The organism is Bacillus cereus group sp. BfR-BA-01408, assembly GCF_022663305.1.
GTDB classification, from domain to species: domain Bacteria; phylum Bacillota; class Bacilli; order Bacillales; family Bacillaceae_G; genus Bacillus_A; species Bacillus_A pacificus.
In genome coordinates this window covers 1-19,104 of record NZ_JAKUFF010000034.1, presented here as the reverse complement: position 1 = coordinate 19,104, position 19,104 = coordinate 1, and the positions used below count along the sequence as shown (strand labels likewise).

The following is a 19,104-nucleotide window of genomic DNA, read 5'->3' as shown; positions in this document are numbered from 1 at the left end:
GAAGGAGAGGATAAGTATGTTCGTATCATATCGTTGGTTACAAGAGTATGTAGATATTAAAGATGTAACGGCACAAGAACTAGCAGACAAAATCACGAAAAGTGGTATTGAAGTAGAAGGCGTTGAAGTATTAAATAAAGGTGTAAAAGGTGTTGTAGTTGGTCACGTATTAGAATGTGAAAAACACCCAGAAGCTGATAAGTTAAGCAAATGCTTAATCGATATCGGTGAAGAAGAACCAGTTCAAATTATTTGTGGTGCTGCTAACATTGCAAAAGGTTTAAAAGTGCCAGTTGCAAAAGTTGGCGCTGTACTACCTGGTAATTTCAAAATCAAAAAAGCAAAACTACGTGGTGAAGCTTCTCACGGTATGGTTTGTGCTCTTCAAGAGCTTGGCATTGATGGAAAGTTAGTTTCAAAAGAATATGCAGATGGTATCTTCATCTTCCCAAGTGACGCTGAAGTTGGTGCAGATGCACTTGAAATTTTAAACTTACATGATGAAGTACTTGAGCTTGGTTTAACACCAAACCGTGCAGATTGCTTAAACATGTTAGGTGTTGCATATGAAGTAGCTGCTATTTATGGCCGTGAAGTAAAACTTCCAGCTATCGACTTACAAGAAACAGCAGAAAAAACTGCTGATTACATTTCTGTAAGTGTAGAAGCGAAAGAAGAAAACCCATTATACATTGCAAAAATGGTAAAGAACGTAAAAATTGGTCCGTCACCAATGTGGATGCAAACGCGCCTTATGGCAGCTGGCATTCGTCCAATTAGCAACGTAGTTGATATTACAAACTACATTTTAATGGAATACGGTCAACCGTTACATGCATTCGATTACGATAAATTAGGTTCAAAAGAAATCGTTGTTCGTCTTGCAAAAGAAGGTGAAAAAATTGAAACGTTAGATGATCAAGAACGTACATTACAAAGCCACCATCTTGTCATTACAAACGGTACAAAAGCTTTAGCTGTTGCTGGTGTAATGGGTGGAGCGGATTCTGAAGTTACAAATGAGACAGTAAACGTTCTAATTGAGTCTGCATACTTTGCGGGTCAAACAGTGCGCCGTACATCAAAAGACTTAGGTCTTCGCAGTGAGTCAAGTGCGCGTTTCGAAAAAGGAATCGACCCAACACGTACATTTGAAGCAATTCAACACGCAGCTGCTTTAATGGCGAAATACGCTGGCGGTGAGGCGCTTGAAGGTGTAGTAGAAGCTGACAACTTACAAGTACAAGAGCGTACAGTATCTGTTACTGCTGACAAAGTAAACCGTGTATTAGGTACAAATATTTCTGCAAGTGAAATGGGTACAATGTTCACAAACTTAAAGTTCCCATTCACAGAAGTAGAAGGAACATTCCACGTGAATGTACCAGCACGTCGTCCTGACATTACAATTTCAGAAGACTTAGTAGAAGAAGTGGGCCGTCTATACGGTTATGACCACATTCCAGTTACATTACCTTCTGGAACAATGACTCGTGGTAAATTAACATCAGCACAAACGAAACGTCGTAAAGTACGTCGCTTCTTAGAAGGTGCTGGTTTATATGAAGCAATCACGTATTCATTAACAAGCACTGACAAAGCGAAACAATATATGGTTGAGCCAAACGAAAAGGCGCCTGTCGCTCTTGCACTTCCAATGAGTGAAGAACGTAGCCAACTTCGTTTAAGCTTAGTACCACAATTGTTAGAAGCAGTTTCATACAACGTTGCACGTAAAAACGACAGTGTTGCTTTATACGAAGTAGGTTCTATCTTCTTACCGACAGAAGAAGGAGAACTTCCGAAAGAAGAACAACATCTTGCAGGTGTTATGACAGGTCTTGCTCTTCACCATGCATGGCAAGGTGAGAAAAAAGTAGTAGACTTCTTTGTTATGAAAGGTGTACTAGAAGGACTATTCGACGTACTTGGCGTTTCAAACCAAATCACATATGCACCAGCAAAACGTGAAGGTATGCACCCAGGTCGTACAGCTGACATCGTATTAGATGGCGAAGTAATTGGTTTCATCGGTCAATTGCACCCAGAAGCAGAAAAACAATTAGATGTGAAAAATACATTCGTATTTGAACTATCTCTTGTAAAAGTATTCGGTGCAGACGCAGAAGAAACTTACTACTCAGCGATTCCACGTTTCCCATCCATGACACGTGACATGGCTGTTGTCGTAACGAAAGAAACAAAAGCTGGCGAAATGAAGCAAGTTATTGCTGAAGCTGGCGGGGAACTTCTGAAAGACGTAACACTATTTGACTTATACGAAGGTGAAAAAATGGAAGAAGGCAAGAAGTCACTTGCATTCTCTATGAACTACTTCGATCCAGAGCGTACGTTAACAGACGAAGAAGTAACAGAAGCACATAACCGTGTATTAACAGCGGTAGAAGAGAAATTTGGTGCGGAGTTACGTAAGTAATTTTTAAATAAAAAGGTTGAGTACCCTTTAATGGATACTCAACCTTTTTTATTTTTAATTACATTGTGCCTGTTTTTATTTCTGTAAAAACTTCGGTAGCAACCGTTAAAATGGTATTTAATGCTACAGGAAATCCGGCATATATAATCATCTGCATCATTACTTCAATGATTTCTTCTTCTGTCCATCCGACGTTTAAAGCTCCGTTTATATAAAATTTCAGTTGTTCAGTATTGCCTAAAGCTGTTAATCCAGCAACGGTCGCAAGTAATCGGGATTTCAAGTCGAGACCTGGTCTGGCAAAAATTTGACCGTAGTTAAATTCTACAGCTAATGTTCCTAAATCAGGTGCAACAGAATCTGCAAGGTTATTTACGATCTTTTGGTAATGTTCAGGAGCGATTTTTGCTAAAATTTTCATTCCTTTTTCATAATTCACACTAGGATTTTTCATTACATACATCTTCCTTTCTAGTATAGTGAGGCACCTTTATAAATGAGATTAGTGTAATACTTATCATGGAAATTCCAAGAATGCATACTCCGGTCCACTGCCATTTGCTCCAGACGAGTAGCCCGAAGTATGAGCCTATAGACCCACCGAGAAATGTTGCGACCATGTATATGCCGTTCAAACTACTTCGTTTCTCAGGATTTAATTGGAAAAGGTGTGCTTGACAAGCTACTTGATTTGCTTGAGTGCCAGCTGTAAGTAAAAGAGCCCCTACAATAAGTCCTGGTAACCAGTACCCTGAAAATAAAAATAGTAAAAAAGAAAAAAATGAAATAGACGTACATAAAGCGTTCGCAAATATGGCTCCTTTTTTATCTATAATGCGTCCAATAATAGGTGTTGCAAATGCTCCTGCTATTCCTACTAAACCGATTAATCCAACAGTAGAGCTTCCGTAATGATAAGGACGTGTGGTTAATAAGAAAATAAGTGTAGTCCAAAAAACACTGAAAGCTCCAAATACCATCCCTTGACTTAAACAAGCTTTTCGTAACATTTTCTCTTGCAACAAGAGTGGGATGAAAGAAAAGAGAAGCTTTTTATATTGCATGTGATGAGGCTTATCTCCTTTAGGGAAATATATTTTCACTAATAACATAAGAATGAAAGTACTTATGAAAAAAATCCCATAAACAGTTCGCCATCCGAAGTGAATATCAATGAATCCGCTAATTAATCGAGCTCCTAAAATGCCGCAAACTAGACCGATAGATACATTGCCTAAAATTTGACCCCTATTTCGATCAGTGGCGTATTGAGAGACGAAAGGGATTACAATCTGGGGAATGATTGTAACAAATCCAAGAATAAAATTAGCTCCAATTAGCCAAGTCATATCTGTTGAGAAAGCGGCTAAAGCTAAGTTAATACAAATGAGAGACAATAAAATTAAAATTAATTTTTTTCTCTCAAGTATATCCCCTAAAGGAACTATGAAGAGATTTCCTAGTGCATATCCGACTTGGGTTACAGTAGCGACAATACCGATTCTAGTTTCTGAAACATGAAAAGTATGGGCTACACTTACTAAAAGAGTTTGATTTATATACACGTTTGCTACTGTAAAACCACATATTACCGCCATAAATAAAACAAATCGCTGTGTTAGTTCAAAAGAATGTGTTTCTATATTTTTTATTATCATAAAATTCACCTCCTTTACTTATTAAGATAAAGGTAGGTTTATAATGAAAATAGGAGTGTATTTATACTGGTATAAAAACTACCACTAATAAAGGGGAATATTATATGTTAAGCGATGCAGATAGAAGGAAGGAACTAGCAGATTTTTTAAAAAGCCGCCGCGCTAGGTTGACTCCTGAGCAATTTAATTTACCAATTGGTCAGCGAAGAAAAACAAAAGGATTAAGACGAGAAGAAGTTGCACAATTAGCGGGAATTGGATTGACATGGTATACATGGTTAGAACAAGGGCGTGATATCCAAGTTTCTCAAGAAGTTATAGAGTCAATTTCTCGTGTATTTCGGTTGGAGGGAGAAGAAAGAAATCATTTGATTTTATTGGCAAATCTTTCGCTATCTTCTCAAATAAGGAAGCCGATTGCTGGACATATAAATGGGGTTTTAGAGGGATTACTAGATCAATTACAATTTTGTCCTGCTTATGTAATTGATGAAAAACTTAACATTGTTCATTGGAATAAGGCTGCCAGCGTTGTATTTGGTGATTTTGGTGAAATGGATGAGAGAAATCGAAATGCGGTGTGGCGTTGTTTTATATCAAAAGAATACCGTAAACTATTTGAAAACTGGGAAAATCATGCACAGCGTTTAATTGCACAGTTCCGCGCTACATATACACAATTTATTGGGGACGAGTGGTTTAAAAATATGATTGAGGAACTTACGGAAAGAAGTAGTGAATTTCGTATGTGGTGGTCAAATCATGAAGTGCAAGGAACACCTATTGGTCGGAAAGTACTTTTACATCCTGCCGTAGGAACGTTAGTTATGGATCATGTTACACTCCAGGTTTATGATGCACCTGAATTAAAGCTTACAATTTATCAGCCACGTACAGAGGAAGATACAGAAATGAAGATGAAAGAATTATTAAAAGTGAATTAGAATAATACGGTAGAGAATTAGTTTCTCATGGAAATCGTTTAAATATATGTTGTTAAAAAAGAAAAATACTGATATATTTTCCGACATCTTGCATCTTTCTCTCGAATGTAGTACATTAATTTTAGTTTAACAAAATGAAAGACGATGATAAGGAAAAGTAATATATACTATAATCCAAAGCGAGTCAGGGACGGTGAAAGCCTGATGAGGCGGTATATGTGAAGAACACCTTGGAGTTGCTAACCGAAATTGAATCTTGTATTCAAGAGTAGACTTAGACGGGAATCCGGCCTGTTACAAACCGGGAAGTATGTATTACATACGAGTTAAAGTTGGTCTTTATGACAAATTGGGTGGTACCGCGAAGTTTAACCTTTCGTCCCTTTATGGATGAAAGGTTTTTTTGTATTTAAATATATCAGCAAAGGAGAATTTCACTATGGAAAACACATTAGTAAAAAGTCTGTATAGAGATACAGATAAATACGCAGGTCAAACAGTACAAGTATCAGGGTGGATTCGTAACTTACGTGATTCAAAAGCGTTTGGTTTCATCGAATTAAACGACGGTAGCTTCTTCAAAAGCGTTCAAATCGTTTTCGATACAGAATTAGATAACTTCAAAGAAATTGCAAAACTTCCACTTAGCTCTTCAGTTAAAGTAGAAGGTAAAGTAATTGTAACGCCTGGAGCGAAGCAACCATTTGAAATTAAAGCAGAAAAAATTGATATTGAGGGCTTATCAGATTCTGATTACCCACTTCAAAAGAAACGTCATACGTTTGAATACTTACGTACAATCGCTCACTTACGTCCAAGAACAAATGCATTCTCTGCAACGTTCCGCGTACGTTCTATCGCAGCATTTGCGATTCACCAATTCTTCCAAGAGCGTGGATTCGTACATGTTCACACACCTATCATCACTGGTAGTGATACAGAAGGTGCGGGCGAAATGTTCCGCGTAACAACGCAAGATTTAAACAACGTACCAAAAGGCGAAGACGGACAAGTTGATGAATCAAAAGACTTCTTCGGCAAAGAAACAAACTTAACAGTAAGTGGACAGCTGAACGCTGAAGCTTATGCATTAGCATTCCGTGATGTATACACATTCGGACCTACATTCCGTGCAGAAAACTCAAACACAACTCGCCACGCAGCTGAGTTCTGGATGGTTGAGCCTGAGATTGCATTCGCTGAACTAGGTGACGTAATGAACCTTACAGAAGATATGCTGAAATATGCAATGAAATACGTATTAGAGCATGCACCAGAAGAAATGGAATTCTTCAACAGTTTCGTTGATAAAACAGTTCTAGAGCGCATGAACAACGTAATCAACTCTGACTTCGGTCGCATCACTTATACAGAAGCAATTAAAGTACTTCAAGAATCAGGTGCTGACTTCAAATACCCAGTAGAATGGGGTATTGACTTACAAACAGAGCATGAAAGATACTTATCAGAAGAAATCTTCAAACGCCCTGTATTCGTAACGGACTATCCGAAAGACATTAAAGCATTCTACATGCGCTTAAATGACGACGGTAAAACAGTGGCTGCTACTGACCTTCTAGTTCCTGGCATCGGTGAATTAATCGGCGGAAGTCAACGTGAAGAAAGAATGGACGTTTTAGTAGACAGAATTAAAGAATTAGGTATGAACGAAGAGGACTACTGGTGGTACTTAGAACTTAGAAAATACGGCGGTACAAAACACGCTGGATTCGGTCTAGGTTTCGAGCGCTTCCTAATGTATATCACTGGCATGGCTAACATCCGTGACGTAATTCCATTCCCAAGAACTCCAGGTTCTTCTGAATTCTAAAATGTGAAAAAAGCGAGAGGATTTCCTCTCGCTTTTTATTTTGTATAGTTTATTCCCTCGTAGCAAAAAGTAACGCGAAGGGGTGAATATAAAATGAGTAAAAAAGTGAAAAAAGATCATTCAAGATCGGGCCTAGGTTCTCCAGAAGTAGAAGGACAAGGAACGACGACACATGAAACAGGTTCTCATAAAGTACCTTCATCTAATAAGAAGCAGAAACGAAGCTAACATAAAAAAGGAGAGTCGCCAAGACTCTCCTTTTTTATGTATTACATCTTTTTATCATGAATCTCTTTTGTAATATTATCTACATCTTTGTCTAATCGATCTAAATAGAAAAACCACAGTAAACTTATGAACACGTAATAGATGGCCATCACGCCGAGATTATCAGATATATTTTCAAATGTAGATTTAGTAGTGAAAAAAGCTCCCCAAATGGTAGAAATAGTGAGGTAAGAAAGAGGACCTACGATGTGTACGAAAGCATATAGTACCTTTTTAACTTTTACAGCGTTCATATGAAAAACCTTCTTTTTCTAATCATACATTCAAGTTCCTCACAGAAGTGTTGTAGTTTTGCTGGATTATGTATTAACGAGCGGGCATCGTGTTTCCCGATAAATCTTCGAATCCGAAAGTTTAATAAGAAAGACCGGCCGTAACGCTCTATTAAATCGTTGAACTCTCGTTGCTCACTGAGTAGCTGAATGTTTTCTCTAATTTCAAACTGTCTTTCGTGTGGATTACCTAGTAAAATATTTAGAATCATTTGTAGAAGTAGCAATGGGAATCTCCTCCTATGTTAGAATAATCTGTATATTGTAATTATAACAAAACTATAAGGACAATAGTAGGGTGAAACAAAAAACAGGAGTTTGTAGGCTCCTGTTTTTGTCGATACTATTTTAATAAGCGAAACGCCTTCTCTGTATTAGCAAAATGCAGTTTCACAAACTCAGGTAATCGCTCTTTACCAAGCTTTTGAATTAATTTAGCAGCGGCGATATCAACTTGTTTACCAGCACCCTTTGGAAGCGGCATACCAGCTTTTTTACTTAGTTCGTCAAACTGTTTTACGAATGAGTAACGAGCTAAAATGGAAGCAGCGGCTACTGCTAAATGGACGCTTTCGCCTTTCGTCGCAAAATAAACATTTTCACGCTGTACCTGTTTTTGTTTTGCTAAATATTTGTAGTATGTATCAGGTTGTGTAAATTGGTCGATTAAGACGCCTTCAGGTTTTGTAGGTGCAATTTTAGCTAATAAGTTTGTAATAGCTTTATTGTGTAGTAAAGCTTTTAACTTACCTTGGTTGTTTCCTTTATCAAATAGCTCGTTATATTTTTCGTTATGAAGGACGAGAGAGCTGTAAGGGACAACGTGAAGAAGTTGTTTCGCAATGGCAGTAATTTGTTCGTCATTTAAGTTTTTAGAGTCTTTTACACCAAGCTCTTTTAGTAGTGGGATTTGCTTCGCATCCACATATACAGCAACTACTGTCATCGGTCCGAAGAAATCACCAGTACCCACTTCATCTGACCCTACGATTGACATTGTACCGATAGAAGCAGGCGGTGCATAACGGTGTGAATCGACAGATTTTTTTACAGCTGTTTTTGGAGTTTGGGAGACAGTTTGCCAACGGGCAGCTTCTGCTTCAGCACGTCCACCTTGGAACATTACTTTTCCGGATTTATACGCTGTAATGGTGCACGATGGCACTTTTGCCATGAAGATTCCGCCTTGCGGAGTTTTCGGGCTAAGCGAATGTTTATATTGTTGTTTCATGTCTTCAATTACTGTAGAACTTGTTTGAATTACGATAGAATTTGACATAATGGTCGCCCCTTTTTTTATATTGTTATTTTTATCATATCGGATTGTTCTTTCTGTTTCCATATTATGAAGGTTCATGGTATGATAAACTTTAGGATTCTGTACGTGATTGGAGGCCGGTGAGTTGTCACAACAAAAGGGAAAGAAAAGTCGAATTAATGTAGAAATCTATGGTCAGCAATATTCAGTTGTTGGCGATGAAAGTACAAGTCATATCCGCATGGTAGCAGCGATTGTGGATGATAAAATGCGCGAACTCAATGCCAAGAATCCTTCGCTTGACACGAGTAGACTAGCGGTATTGACGGCGGTAAACGTCATACACGATTACATAAAATTAAAAGAAGAACATGAGAAATTGAAAGAAAGTATGACAAAAAAAGGAATGGAATAACATGATTGATATTATTATCATTTTACTGCTTGTTATGGGATTTTTCCTCGGCTTACGCAGAGGGTTCATCTTGCAACTTGTAAAGTTAACAAGCTTTATTATCGCATACCTTGTTGCATACTGGTACTGTAAAGATTTAGCGCCAGCACTTGCGAAATTTATTCCGTATCCATTTGATAAAAACGTATCTGTTCCAGAATGGATTGATGCAAATAATATTGAGACAGTATTTTATCAAGCGCTTGCGTTTATCATATTGTTTATTATCACAAAAATTGCACTTTCATTACTTGGTAATTTGTTAAATATGTTTGCAGAAATACCGGTTTTAAAGCAAGTAAATGCGTTTGCGGGGGCAATCCTCGGATTTTTAGAAGTATATATTATTTTGTTTGTCTTAATTATCATTGGGAACATTCTTCCGATTGAACAATTACAAACACCATTACAACAATCATCAATTAGCAAAATAATTGTAGACGATACACCGATTCTCTCTGAAAAGGTGAAGGAACTATGGCAGACAGGTAGCAGAGTATAACTTCTCTTTTTTCGGAAAGAGAAGTTTTTTTCTATGAAAGAAAGGCGGGACAATGATGAAAGTAAATAAAAAACAAGTGATTAAATTATTAGAGACAATCGGGCTTTTTATGGAACTAAAGGGCGCGAATCCATTTAAAATATCGGCGTTTCGTAAAGCGGCAGCAGCATTAGAAAGTGATGATCGTAGTCTTTCTGAGATTGAAGATTTCACGAAGATTCCTGGCATTGGAAAAGGAACAGCAGCAGTTATTCAAGAATATATAGAGTCGGGAACATCTGAAGTATTACAAGAGCTTGAAAAAGAAGTGCCAAGTAGCTTATTACCGTTATTAAAATTACCAGGCCTTGGTGGTAAAAAGGTAGCTAAGTTATATAAAGAACTTGGTGTTGTTGATATGGAATCGCTAAAAGCGGTTTGTGAGGAAAATAAAGTACAAGCTTTAGCTGGTTTCGGTAAGAAGACAGAAGAGAAAATATTAGAAGCAATCGATCAAGTAGGATCTCGTCCAGAGCGTTTACCAATCGCGATGGTATTGCCTATTGCCGGGGAAATAGAGGAGAAATTGTCGAATATTGCTGAGGTAATTCGTTTCTCGCGCGCTGGTAGTTTGCGCCGCGTTCGTGAAACAGTGAAAGATCTAGACTTTATTATTGCAACGACAGAACCAGCTGCAGTACGTGAGCATTTACTACAATTCGATAATATGATTGAAGTAATTGCGAGCGGGGATACGAAAGTTTCTGTTCGTCTTCAATATGAATATGATATTTCGATTGATTTCCGCTTAGTAAAACCAGAAGAGTTTATTACAACTCTTCACCATTTCACAGGATCAAAAGACCATAACGTAAAAATGCGTCAAATCGCAAAAGATAAAGGCGAGAAAATTAGTGAATATGGCGTGGAGGACTTGGAAACAGGTGAAGTGAAAACATTCGAGACGGAAGAAGAATTCTTTGCTCATTTCGGTCTTCCATTTATCCCGCCAGAAGTGCGTGAAGATGGAAAAGAAATTGAATTAATTAAAGAGTATCCAAACTTAATTCAGTTCTCTGACATACAAGGTGATTTACATATGCATACAACATGGAGTGACGGTGCTTTTTCTATTGAAGAGATGGTACAAGCATGCCGTGCTCGTGGATATAAATTTATGGCAATTACGGATCACTCACAATACTTGAAAGTAGCGAACGGTTTAACGAAAGAGCGCCTTCGTGAACAAGCGAAAGAAATTGAACGTATGAACGAAAAGTATCCAGACATTACAATTTTACGCGGAATTGAAATGGACATTTTACCGGATGCTTCGCTTGATTTTGATGATGAAGTATTAGCAGAATTAGATTATGTCATTGGAGCAATTCACTCGAGCTTCTCACAAGACCGTGAAACGATTATGAAACGTCTTCGTGCGGCGCTAGAGAATAAGCATGTCACAATGATTGCTCATCCGACAGGACGTCTTCTTGGACGCCGTGAAGGTTATGATGTAGATACAGACTTATTAATCGAACTCGCAAAAGAAACAAATACAGTTTTAGAATTAAATGCAAATCCAAACCGTCTAGATTTAAGCGCGAAATTATTAAAACAAGCACAAGATGCTGGTGTAAAAGTAGCGATTAATACGGATGCTCATACACTTGAAATGTTAGAAGATATGGAAACAGGTGTAGCGGCAGCGCGTAAAGGTTGGATTCAAAAAGATAACGTGATTAACACGTGGGATATTGAACGTTTATTAGACTATATTAAACGTAATAAGTAACACAAGGGGGACCTGCAACATGTTAGAAAGAACGTTGCGTGTATTAGAATACAATAAAGTAAAAGAACAATTACTTGAACATACAGCATCTTCACTTGGTCGTGACAAAGTGAAGCATTTAGTGCCGAGCACTGATTTTGAAGAAATTGTAGAAATGCAAGATACAACGGATGAAGCAGCGAAAGTCATTCGTTTAAAAGGTAGTGCACCATTAGGTGGTATTACGGATATTCGCTCCAATGTGAAGCGTGCAAAGATTGGAAGTATGTTAAGTCCAAATGAACTACTTGATATTGCGAATACGATGTATGGTAGTCGCAATATGAAACGTTTCATTGAAGATATGGTTGATAATGGTGTCGAGCTTCCCATTTTAGAAACGCATGTTGCTCAAATTGTATCTTTATATGATTTAGAAAAGAAAATTACAAATTGTATCGGTGATGGCGGGGAAGTAGTCGATAGCGCAAGTGATAAACTGCGCGGTATTCGTACTCAAATTCGTACTGCGGAAAGCCGTATTCGTGAAAAGTTAGAAAATATGACGCGTTCTTCAAACGCGCAAAAGATGCTGTCTGACTCGATTGTAACGATTCGTAACGAACGTTACGTAATCCCAGTAAAACAAGAATACCGCGGCGTATATGGCGGTATTGTTCACGATCAATCGGCTTCTGGACAAACGTTATTTATTGAACCGCAAGTCATTGTAGAATTAAATAACGCGCTTCAAGAAGCACGTGTGAAAGAAAAACAAGAAATCGAACGCATCTTATTAATGTTAACAGAAGAAGTGGCAGTAGAAGCGGATATCGTTTTATCAAACGTAGAAGTAGTTGCAAATCTTGACTTCATCTTTGCGAAAGCTTTTTATGCGAAGCGTATTAAAGCAACGAAGCCAATCGTAAATAACGAGCGTTATATGGATTTAAGACAGGCACGTCATCCGCTTATTGATCCAGAAGTTATCGTGCCAAATAACATTATGTTAGGGAAAGATTTCACGACAATTGTTATTACGGGACCGAATACAGGTGGTAAAACAGTTACGCTGAAAACAGTTGGTATTTGTGTATTAATGGCGCAATCAGGTCTTCACATTCCAGTAATGGATGAGTCAGAGATTTGTGTATTCAAAAATATCTTTGCTGATATCGGTGATGAGCAATCGATTGAACAAAGTTTAAGTACGTTCTCCTCACATATGGTGAACATTGTTGATATTTTAGAAAAAGCTGATTTTGAAAGCTTAGTTTTATTCGATGAGTTAGGTGCTGGAACAGACCCGCAAGAAGGGGCTGCACTAGCCATTTCCATTTTAGATGAGGTATGTAATCGTGGTGCTCGCGTTGTTGCTACGACGCATTATCCAGAATTAAAAGCATACGGATATAACCGTGAGCAAGTTATTAATGCGAGCGTTGAGTTTGATGTAAACACGTTAAGCCCAACGTATAAATTATTAATCGGTGTACCAGGACGTAGTAATGCCTTTGAAATTTCGAAACGTCTTGGATTATCTGATCGCGTCATTGAACAAGCGCGTAACCACATTAGTACAGATACAAACAAAATTGAAAATATGATTGCGAAGCTAGAAGAAAGTCAAAAGAATGCAGAGCGTGACTGGAACGAAGCAGAAGCGCTTCGCAAGCAATCGGAAAAACTGCATCGCGAATTACAACGTCAAATTATTGAATTTAACGAAGAACGTGATGAACGATTATTAAAAGCGCAAAAAGAAGGGGAAGAAAAAGTCGAAGCTGCAAAGAAAGAAGCAGAAGGCATTATTCAAGAACTTCGTCAATTGCGCAAAGCACAGCTTGCAAACGTGAAAGATCACGAGCTAATTGAAGCGAAGAGCCGTCTAGAAGGCGCAGCGCCAGAGCTTGTAAAGAAACAAAAGGTAAACGTGAAAAACACTGCGCCGAAACAACAGTTGCGCGCAGGTGATGAAGTAAAAGTATTAACGTTCGGTCAAAAAGGTCAATTACTTGAAAAAGTAAGCGATACAGAGTGGAGCGTACAAATCGGTATTCTGAAGATGAAAGTAAAAGAATCCGATATGGAATACATTAACACACCGAAGCAAACAGAGAAAAAAGCAGTTGCAACAGTAAAAGGTAGAGACTATCACGTTTCTTTAGAACTTGACCTTCGTGGAGAACGATTTGAAAATGCAATGGCGCGCGTCGAGAAATATTTAGACGATGCCCAGCTTGCAAGCTATCCTCGCGTATCAATCATTCACGGTAAAGGAACAGGAGCACTTCGCCAAGGTGTACAAGATTACTTGAAGAAGCATCGCGGTGTGAAAACATTCCGTTACGGTGATATGGGCGAGGGAGGCCTAGGCGTAACAGTTGTCGAATTAAAATAGAAAACAACGAAACAAAGGGGAAACCATTATATGTTTATGGACAAACTTGCAAAAGTATTGTTAGCTTGTTGCGGAATATTTTTGGTGATTGGGGTTATTTATTTAGTTGTTTTTGCGAAGTAAACGAGCGTCAATCGTGGCATAATGATATTGCCATAGATTGACGCTTTTAATATATATGAAAAGGAATAAGCTATGAAAATCAACCAATACATAAGCGAAGCAAAATCTTGCTCAAGACGCGAAACAGATTGCCTCATTAAAGCTGGACGCGTGGCGATTAACGGTGAAATATGTACGCACGGTGCACTCGTGGGCGATGGTGATGTTGTAACGATTGATGGGCAGGTTATTGCAAAAGAAGAGAAAGAAAAGGTGTATATCGCATTCCATAAACCAGTTGGCATCACTTGTACAGCAGCTGATCATATTGAGGATAATATTATTGATTATATTAATTACCCTGAGCGTATCTTTCCTGTTGGACGATTAGATAAAGCGTCAGAAGGCCTTATTTTATTAACGAATGACGGTGCGATTGCAAATCAAATTTTACACGGTGATCATGAGCATGAGAAAGAATATGTTGTCACAGTCGATAAACCTTTTACAGATTGGTTTATTGATGAGATGTCCAGCGGTGTAAAGATTAAAGATGGGATGACGAAGCCGTGTAAAGTGACGAGGGTTGATCAGTCTACATTTCGAATCGTTTTAACGCAAGGAATGAACAGACAGATTCGTAGAATGAGTCGAGCTTTCGGGTTTACTGTAACAAAGTTAAAGAGAGAACGCATTATGAATATAGAGCTAGACGATCTTGAAGTAGGAAAATGGCGAAACATTACAGATGGGGAATTAGAAATATTAATAGGGCAGCTATAGGGAGGAAAAATTTTCTCCCTATATTTTTTTTGTCAGAAAAAATAAAACTATTGATTTTTTAAAAAATAGCCCATATAATAAAAAACAACAAGTTTCGACAAGATATTTTATAAAAGTAATGATGAGGACATGAGTTGTTTTTTACGATTCTCAGAGAGGGAAGCCTTAGGCTGTGAGCTTCCTAATACGAAAAGACAGACTTACCACCTCTAAACTTCAAGAGTGAACTGCATGATGCATTGTAATTCTTGGCGGATAAAACCGTTATCAATTTACACGAGCTATAAAATGAGCTTATTTCGTTATAAATTCATTTTATTAGAATAAGGGTGGAACCACGATTTCAACACTCGTCCCTTTGTTAGGGACGGGTGTTTTTTGCGTTCTTTTACGGGGAAGTATGCTTGAAAGAGGATATGTGACGGATTTTGATTCAGAATATTTTGTTAATTTATAATTATTATGTAGGAGGTTAGTAGAAATGAAATCATCTTTAAAGTTTTCTGAGATGTTTGCAATAAGTTTAATGTTATTTGCACTATTTTTCGGTGCAGGTAATATGATTTTTCCACCAGCGTTAGGGCAAGGTGCTGGAACAGATGTATGGATCGCATTGTTTGGTTTTATCGTAACGGGTGTTGGATTACCTTTATTAGGAGTTATCGTTATCGCTTTAAAGGGAGATATAAATGAGTTAGCAGGACGTGTACACCCTATATTCGCACTAGTTTTTATTACTGCAATTTATTTATGTTTAGGCGTATTCGTAAGTGTGCCGCGTACAGGAACTGTTGCTTATGAGATGAGTGTTGCACCGTTTTTACCAAGTGAGATAGCTGGTCAATCATATCCACTTGTTATCTTTACATTCATTTTCTTTGCCGTAACTTTCTATTTAGCTTTAAACCCATCGAAATTAGTGGGTCGCATTGGTAAAGTGTTAACTCCAATTTTATTAGCTGTTATTGCAATTATCGTAGGTAAAGCATTTATTACACCAATTGGAGAATTTGGCGCACCGACAGAAGCGTATAGTGCTCCTCTTTTCAAAGGATTTATTGATGGATATTTAACTTTAGATGGACTTGCAGCGCTAGTATTCGGAAATGTTGTTATTCATGCTTTAAAAGAAAAAGGAATTACAAATAAAAATAGTATTGCAAAAGTAACAATCTTTGCAGGATTTATTGCAGCACTTGGTTTACTATTAGTTTACTTAGCTCTTGCTTATCTTGGAGCTTCAAGTGTGTCTCTTGGAATGGGAGCAAACGGAGGAATTATTTTAACAAACGTTGTAAATCATTTATTCGGTAGTTATGGAACTTTATTATTAGGAATCGCAATTTCAGCAGCATGTTTAACAACTTCTGTAGGTATTGTTGCAGCTTGTGGTGATTATTTCTCTTCTTTATTACCAAAGCTTTCTTATCAAAAAGTCGTTTTCATTTTCTGTGTATTAGCATTTATGGTAGCAAATCTTGGCTTAACGCAGTTAAATGCATTAGCATTACCAATTTTAATTGCAATTTACCCAATTGGTATCGTGCTGATTGTATTATCGCTAGTTGAAAACTATATTCGTCTTCCTTTAGTAATGTATGTAGGTGGTATTGTAGGAGCATTTATGATCAGCTTCTTTGATGGGTTGCACAATGCGAATCTTCAAATTGCGGCATTAGCACCTATTTTAAATAAAATTCCATTATATAGTGTAGGGATTGGTTGGTTAGTTCCTGCTCTAGTAGGTATTGTAATTGGATATGTCATTTCGTTGTTCCAAAAGCAAGAAGTTGTTGTAGAAAAATAGTGAAAAGAGGCTTTCTATGAAAGAAAGCCTCTTTTTTTGTAGAAAAAGCCTCATATAGAGGAATTTAGATATTTAAAATTTTATACGTAATATAGTTGACAAAAAAATTATGAGTAGGCTAAGATTGATTTAGTTGTGGAAATATTGGAAGGAAAGTGAGGAGTGGAAGGTATAAGGTTTTCTATAACGATATCATTTTTGTAGATAGAGGTGATAGAGTAGGAGAATGGTAGTTTTATTTTTTGGGTTTCATTGAGAATGATAATCAACAAATAGGACTTATGTTAAAATATGAATCGCTCTTTATAAGGAATAGAGAGGGATATTATTTTTAACATGTATTGAGAATGATAATCAATAATATCTATAGTACATAAACAAATTACAATTAAATAATGATAAAGGATTATTATTTTTTCTTATAAATTGAGAATAATTATCATTTTCAAAAGTGTGAATGAAGGAGAACAAGGAGGAAGTAAGCCAAATGAGAAAGATTTCTGTATTACCCGCTTTTATTATAACGTTCGTATGTATGCTAGCTTTTCTTGTCATGCCATATGGGAAAGTTTCAGCACAACTAGCTGACGGTACTTATGATATTAACTATGTCATCCAAAAAGCGGAAAATGATTCAGCTTCAATGGCAAATGATTATTTTGAAAAACCAGCTAAGTTAGTTGTAAAAAATGGTGAGATGAGAGTGCAAATTCCAATGAATCATAGTGCTTGGATTACAGAATTTAAAGCACCTGAGAACGGGAATTTTGTTGATTCAAAAGTTGTTAGTAAAGATGAAGCAGCAGATAAAAGAACTGTAGAGTTTAAAATAGATGATTTATCTAAACCAGCAGCTGCAAAAATTCATGTTGTTGTACCAAACGTAAACTATGACCATCACTACACAATTCGCTTTGCGTTTGATGCAAATGTAAAAGCGGTAGGTGGAGAAAATAAAGTAACTACTGCAACAAAGAATAATGATCAAACAACAACAGATACACAAGTAAAAGAAGAAGCGAAGAAAGAAGAGAGTAAAGAAGCAAATAAAGAGGCGAACAAAGGAACAAATGAAAGTGGTAAAGCTGAAAAAACAGATAACCCAAAAACAGGCGATGAAGCACGCATCGGATTATTTGCAGTGTTAATCCTTATTTCAGGTGTCTTCTTAATTCGTAAAGTACGTCAAAACTAAATAAAGGAGCGTTATTCCATTGAATAGATATCTTAAAATTGTTGTTGCGATGTGTTTAATGATATTTACATTCGTATCAACATTACAACCTCTTGCAGTTCAAGCAGCAAGCAAACTAGCTGACGGTGAATATTCAATCGGTTTCAAAGTACTTAAGGATACATCAGATGAAGAATCTATGATGAATCAATACTCTGTAAGTCCAGGAATTTTAAAAGTGAAGGATGGGAAGAAGAAGGTATCCTTTACGTTAGAACATAGTTCATGGATTACAAAGTTTGAAACAGAAAAAAATGGCCAGTTTGTTACGACAAATGTAATTAGTGAAGATAAAGAAAAAGATACGAGAGTAGTAGAATTTGATGTGGACGATGTAGAGAAAGTATTACATGCGAAAGTAAAAGTAGACATAGACTTTTTAAATTATCATCATGATTATGATGTGCGCATTGCATTTGATAAAAATAGTATTACACCGATTCATGTAGAACAACCAAATGAAAAAGAGGATCCAGCAAATAAGCCAGATCCAAATGAAAAACCGGATCCAAGTCAGAAGCCCGACCAAAAGCCTGACCCAGATCAACAACCAAATTCTAACACAATTGCAGATGGAGAGTACAGTATTCCATTTAAAGTGTTAAAAGATCAAACAGATGAAGAATCTAAGATGAATACTTACATGGTAAATCCAGGAGTATTAAAAGTAGAAAATGGTAAGAAAAAAGCAACTGTAACACTAAAAAGCAGCTCATTAATTAAAAATTTCCAAACGGAAAAAAATGGTGCATTTGTTGATGCAAAAGTAGTGAGTGAAGACAAAGCAAAAGATACAAGAGTAGTAGAGTTTGAAGTAAACGATTTATCAAAAAAACTAAATACAAAAGTATTTATCGAAATGGCATCAAGAAATTATAAGCAAACGCATGATGTACAACTTTTATTTGAACAAGATAAACTTGAGCCAATTAAAAACGAAGAAAAGCAACCAGATGGTGATAAGAAGCCAGAGGTAGAGAAACCAGAAGTAGAGAAGCCGAATGTTGAAACAATTAAAGACGGCGAATACAGCATCAATTTCAAAGCTTTAAAAGATCAAACAGATGAAATTTCAATGATGAACACGTATACAAAGAGTCCAGGTGTGTTAAAGGTGAAAGATGGTAAAAAATACGTATCATTCACATTAACGAATAGCTCATGGATTACAAAGTTTGAATTTGAGAAAGATGGTTCGTTTGTTGATGCAGGTGTATTAAGTGAAGATAAAAAAGCTGATACACGCGTAGTGGAAGTGAAAGTAGACGATTTATCTAAAAAGTTAAATGCAAAAGTAAAAGTAGATATCGATTCAATGAATTATCACCATTTCTACGACATTCAATTTGCATTTGATAAAGATAGCATTAAACCGTTAGA

General features: G+C 36.9%; 17 protein-coding genes and 2 other annotated features. Of the genes, 12 read left to right on the top strand and 5 right to left on the bottom strand.

All coding sequences use genetic code 11. From position 1 onward, the window contains the following. Window positions 1-16 precede the first annotated feature (16 nt). Window positions 17-2,437: a phenylalanine--tRNA ligase subunit beta gene (gene pheT, locus MR083_RS15230; RefSeq protein ID WP_000498165.1), complete on the top strand. Its 2,421-nt coding sequence runs from the start codon at window positions 17-19 to the stop codon at window positions 2,435-2,437. A 58-nt stretch (window positions 2,438-2,495) separates the two neighbouring features. Here pheT and MR083_RS15225 read toward each other — a convergent pair whose 3' ends face one another. Together MR083_RS15225 and MR083_RS15220 are read right to left on the bottom strand one after the other, a co-directional pair. Beyond that, window positions 2,496-2,891 (bottom strand): carboxymuconolactone decarboxylase family protein, encoded by a 396-nt coding sequence (locus tag MR083_RS15225; protein ID WP_016718635.1) that lies wholly within the window; start codon window positions 2,889-2,891, stop codon window positions 2,496-2,498. Next, window positions 2,878-4,095, bottom strand: coding sequence for an MFS transporter (locus MR083_RS15220; protein WP_139866470.1), 1,218 nt, complete (start codon window positions 4,093-4,095; stop codon window positions 2,878-2,880). The genes MR083_RS15225 and MR083_RS15220 overlap by 14 nt, the downstream gene beginning before the upstream one ends. A gap of 104 nt (window positions 4,096-4,199) precedes the next feature. Here MR083_RS15220 and MR083_RS15215 point away from each other — a divergent pair, with 104 nt between their 5' ends. The 3 genes from MR083_RS15215 (at window position 4,200) to MR083_RS15205 (ending at window position 7,098) form a co-directional block, all read left to right on the top strand. Next, the gene (locus MR083_RS15215) at window positions 4,200-5,039 is read left to right on the top strand and encodes a helix-turn-helix transcriptional regulator (protein ID WP_242269536.1); all 840 of its coding nucleotides are present in this window, start codon (window positions 4,200-4,202) and stop codon (window positions 5,037-5,039) included. Window positions 5,040-5,174: 135 nt separating this feature from the next. Then, window positions 5,175-5,426: a binding site (T-box leader), on the top strand. Window positions 5,427-5,478: 52 nt separating this feature from the next. Beyond that, a complete protein-coding gene (asnS, locus tag MR083_RS15210; protein WP_000432167.1) occupies window positions 5,479-6,870 on the top strand; it encodes an asparagine--tRNA ligase in 1,392 nt (463 codons plus the stop codon). 93 nt (window positions 6,871-6,963) lie between these two features. After that, on the top strand, window positions 6,964-7,098 hold the full coding sequence (locus MR083_RS15205) for a YuzL family protein (RefSeq protein ID WP_000039588.1): 135 nt from the start codon (window positions 6,964-6,966) through the stop codon (window positions 7,096-7,098). A 41-nt stretch (window positions 7,099-7,139) separates the two neighbouring features. Here MR083_RS15205 and MR083_RS15200 read toward each other — a convergent pair whose 3' ends face one another. From MR083_RS15200 to rnhC, 3 genes are all read right to left on the bottom strand, one after another. Next, complete coding sequence (locus tag MR083_RS15200) at window positions 7,140-7,391, bottom strand: hypothetical protein (RefSeq protein WP_000994755.1); 252 nt, start codon at window positions 7,389-7,391, stop codon at window positions 7,140-7,142. After that, window positions 7,388-7,657, bottom strand: a complete 270-nt coding sequence (locus tag MR083_RS15195; protein WP_000925560.1) for a hypothetical protein — start codon at window positions 7,655-7,657, stop codon at window positions 7,388-7,390. Before MR083_RS15195 ends, MR083_RS15200 begins: the two co-directional genes overlap by 4 nt. 116 nt (window positions 7,658-7,773) lie before the next feature. After that, the gene (gene rnhC, locus MR083_RS15190; protein ID WP_000071611.1) at window positions 7,774-8,709 is read right to left on the bottom strand and encodes a ribonuclease HIII; all 936 of its coding nucleotides are present in this window, start codon (window positions 8,707-8,709) and stop codon (window positions 7,774-7,776) included. A gap of 124 nt (window positions 8,710-8,833) precedes the next feature. Here rnhC and zapA point away from each other — a divergent pair, with 124 nt between their 5' ends. From zapA to MR083_RS15150, 8 genes are all read left to right on the top strand, one after another. Then, window positions 8,834-9,103, top strand: a complete 270-nt coding sequence (gene zapA / locus MR083_RS15185; RefSeq protein WP_000082701.1) for a cell division protein ZapA — start codon at window positions 8,834-8,836, stop codon at window positions 9,101-9,103. Between the two features lies 1 nt (window position 9,104). Then, window positions 9,105-9,644 (top strand): CvpA family protein, encoded by a 540-nt coding sequence (locus tag MR083_RS15180; protein WP_000565408.1) that lies wholly within the window; start codon window positions 9,105-9,107, stop codon window positions 9,642-9,644. Between the two features lie 55 nt (window positions 9,645-9,699). Then, window positions 9,700-11,418, top strand: coding sequence for a DNA polymerase/3'-5' exonuclease PolX (gene polX, locus MR083_RS15175; protein WP_242269535.1), 1,719 nt, complete (start codon window positions 9,700-9,702; stop codon window positions 11,416-11,418). A 19-nt stretch (window positions 11,419-11,437) separates the two neighbouring features. Then, complete coding sequence (locus tag MR083_RS15170; RefSeq protein ID WP_000893733.1) at window positions 11,438-13,798, top strand: endonuclease MutS2; 2,361 nt, start codon at window positions 11,438-11,440, stop codon at window positions 13,796-13,798. A 195-nt stretch (window positions 13,799-13,993) separates the two neighbouring features. Continuing rightward, window positions 13,994-14,683: a 23S rRNA pseudouridine(2604) synthase RluF gene (locus tag MR083_RS15165; protein ID WP_000700717.1), complete on the top strand. Its 690-nt coding sequence runs from the start codon at window positions 13,994-13,996 to the stop codon at window positions 14,681-14,683. A 109-nt stretch (window positions 14,684-14,792) separates the two neighbouring features. Then, window positions 14,793-15,044: a binding site (T-box leader), on the top strand. Between the two features lie 120 nt (window positions 15,045-15,164). After that, window positions 15,165-16,490, top strand: a complete 1,326-nt coding sequence (brnQ6, locus tag MR083_RS15160; protein ID WP_242269534.1) for a branched-chain amino acid transport system II carrier protein BrnQ6 — start codon at window positions 15,165-15,167, stop codon at window positions 16,488-16,490. Between the two features lie 487 nt (window positions 16,491-16,977). Beyond that, window positions 16,978-17,685 (top strand): heme uptake protein IsdC, encoded by a 708-nt coding sequence (gene isdC, locus MR083_RS15155; RefSeq protein ID WP_242269533.1) that lies wholly within the window; start codon window positions 16,978-16,980, stop codon window positions 17,683-17,685. A gap of 19 nt (window positions 17,686-17,704) precedes the next feature. After that, the coding region (locus MR083_RS15150) for an NEAT domain-containing protein (protein ID WP_242269532.1) at window positions 17,705-19,104 on the top strand (1,400 nt) is incomplete at its 3' end.

Excerpts from the sequence above, each read along its gene's own strand:
- pheT (WP_000498165.1), top strand. The coding sequence starts at position 17 with ATGTTCGTATCATATCGTTGGTTACAAGAGTATGTAGATATTAAAGAT.
- MR083_RS15225 (WP_016718635.1), bottom strand. The coding sequence starts at position 2,891 with ATGAAAAATCCTAGTGTGAATTATGAAAAAGGAATGAAAATTTTAGCA.
- MR083_RS15220 (WP_139866470.1), bottom strand. The coding sequence starts at position 4,095 with ATGATAATAAAAAATATAGAAACACATTCTTTTGAACTAACACAGCGA.
- MR083_RS15215 (WP_242269536.1), top strand. The coding sequence starts at position 4,200 with ATGTTAAGCGATGCAGATAGAAGGAAGGAACTAGCAGATTTTTTAAAA.
- asnS (WP_000432167.1), top strand. The coding sequence starts at position 5,479 with ATGGAAAACACATTAGTAAAAAGTCTGTATAGAGATACAGATAAATAC.
- MR083_RS15205 (WP_000039588.1), top strand. The coding sequence starts at position 6,964 with ATGAGTAAAAAAGTGAAAAAAGATCATTCAAGATCGGGCCTAGGTTCT.
- MR083_RS15200 (WP_000994755.1), bottom strand. The coding sequence starts at position 7,391 with ATGAACGCTGTAAAAGTTAAAAAGGTACTATATGCTTTCGTACACATC.
- rnhC (WP_000071611.1), bottom strand. The coding sequence starts at position 8,709 with ATGTCAAATTCTATCGTAATTCAAACAAGTTCTACAGTAATTGAAGAC.
- MR083_RS15180 (WP_000565408.1), top strand. The coding sequence starts at position 9,105 with ATGATTGATATTATTATCATTTTACTGCTTGTTATGGGATTTTTCCTC.
- polX (WP_242269535.1), top strand. The coding sequence starts at position 9,700 with ATGAAAGTAAATAAAAAACAAGTGATTAAATTATTAGAGACAATCGGG.
- MR083_RS15170 (WP_000893733.1), top strand. The coding sequence starts at position 11,438 with ATGTTAGAAAGAACGTTGCGTGTATTAGAATACAATAAAGTAAAAGAA.
- MR083_RS15165 (WP_000700717.1), top strand. The coding sequence starts at position 13,994 with ATGAAAATCAACCAATACATAAGCGAAGCAAAATCTTGCTCAAGACGC.
- brnQ6 (WP_242269534.1), top strand. The coding sequence starts at position 15,165 with ATGAAATCATCTTTAAAGTTTTCTGAGATGTTTGCAATAAGTTTAATG.
- isdC (WP_242269533.1), top strand. The coding sequence starts at position 16,978 with ATGAGAAAGATTTCTGTATTACCCGCTTTTATTATAACGTTCGTATGT.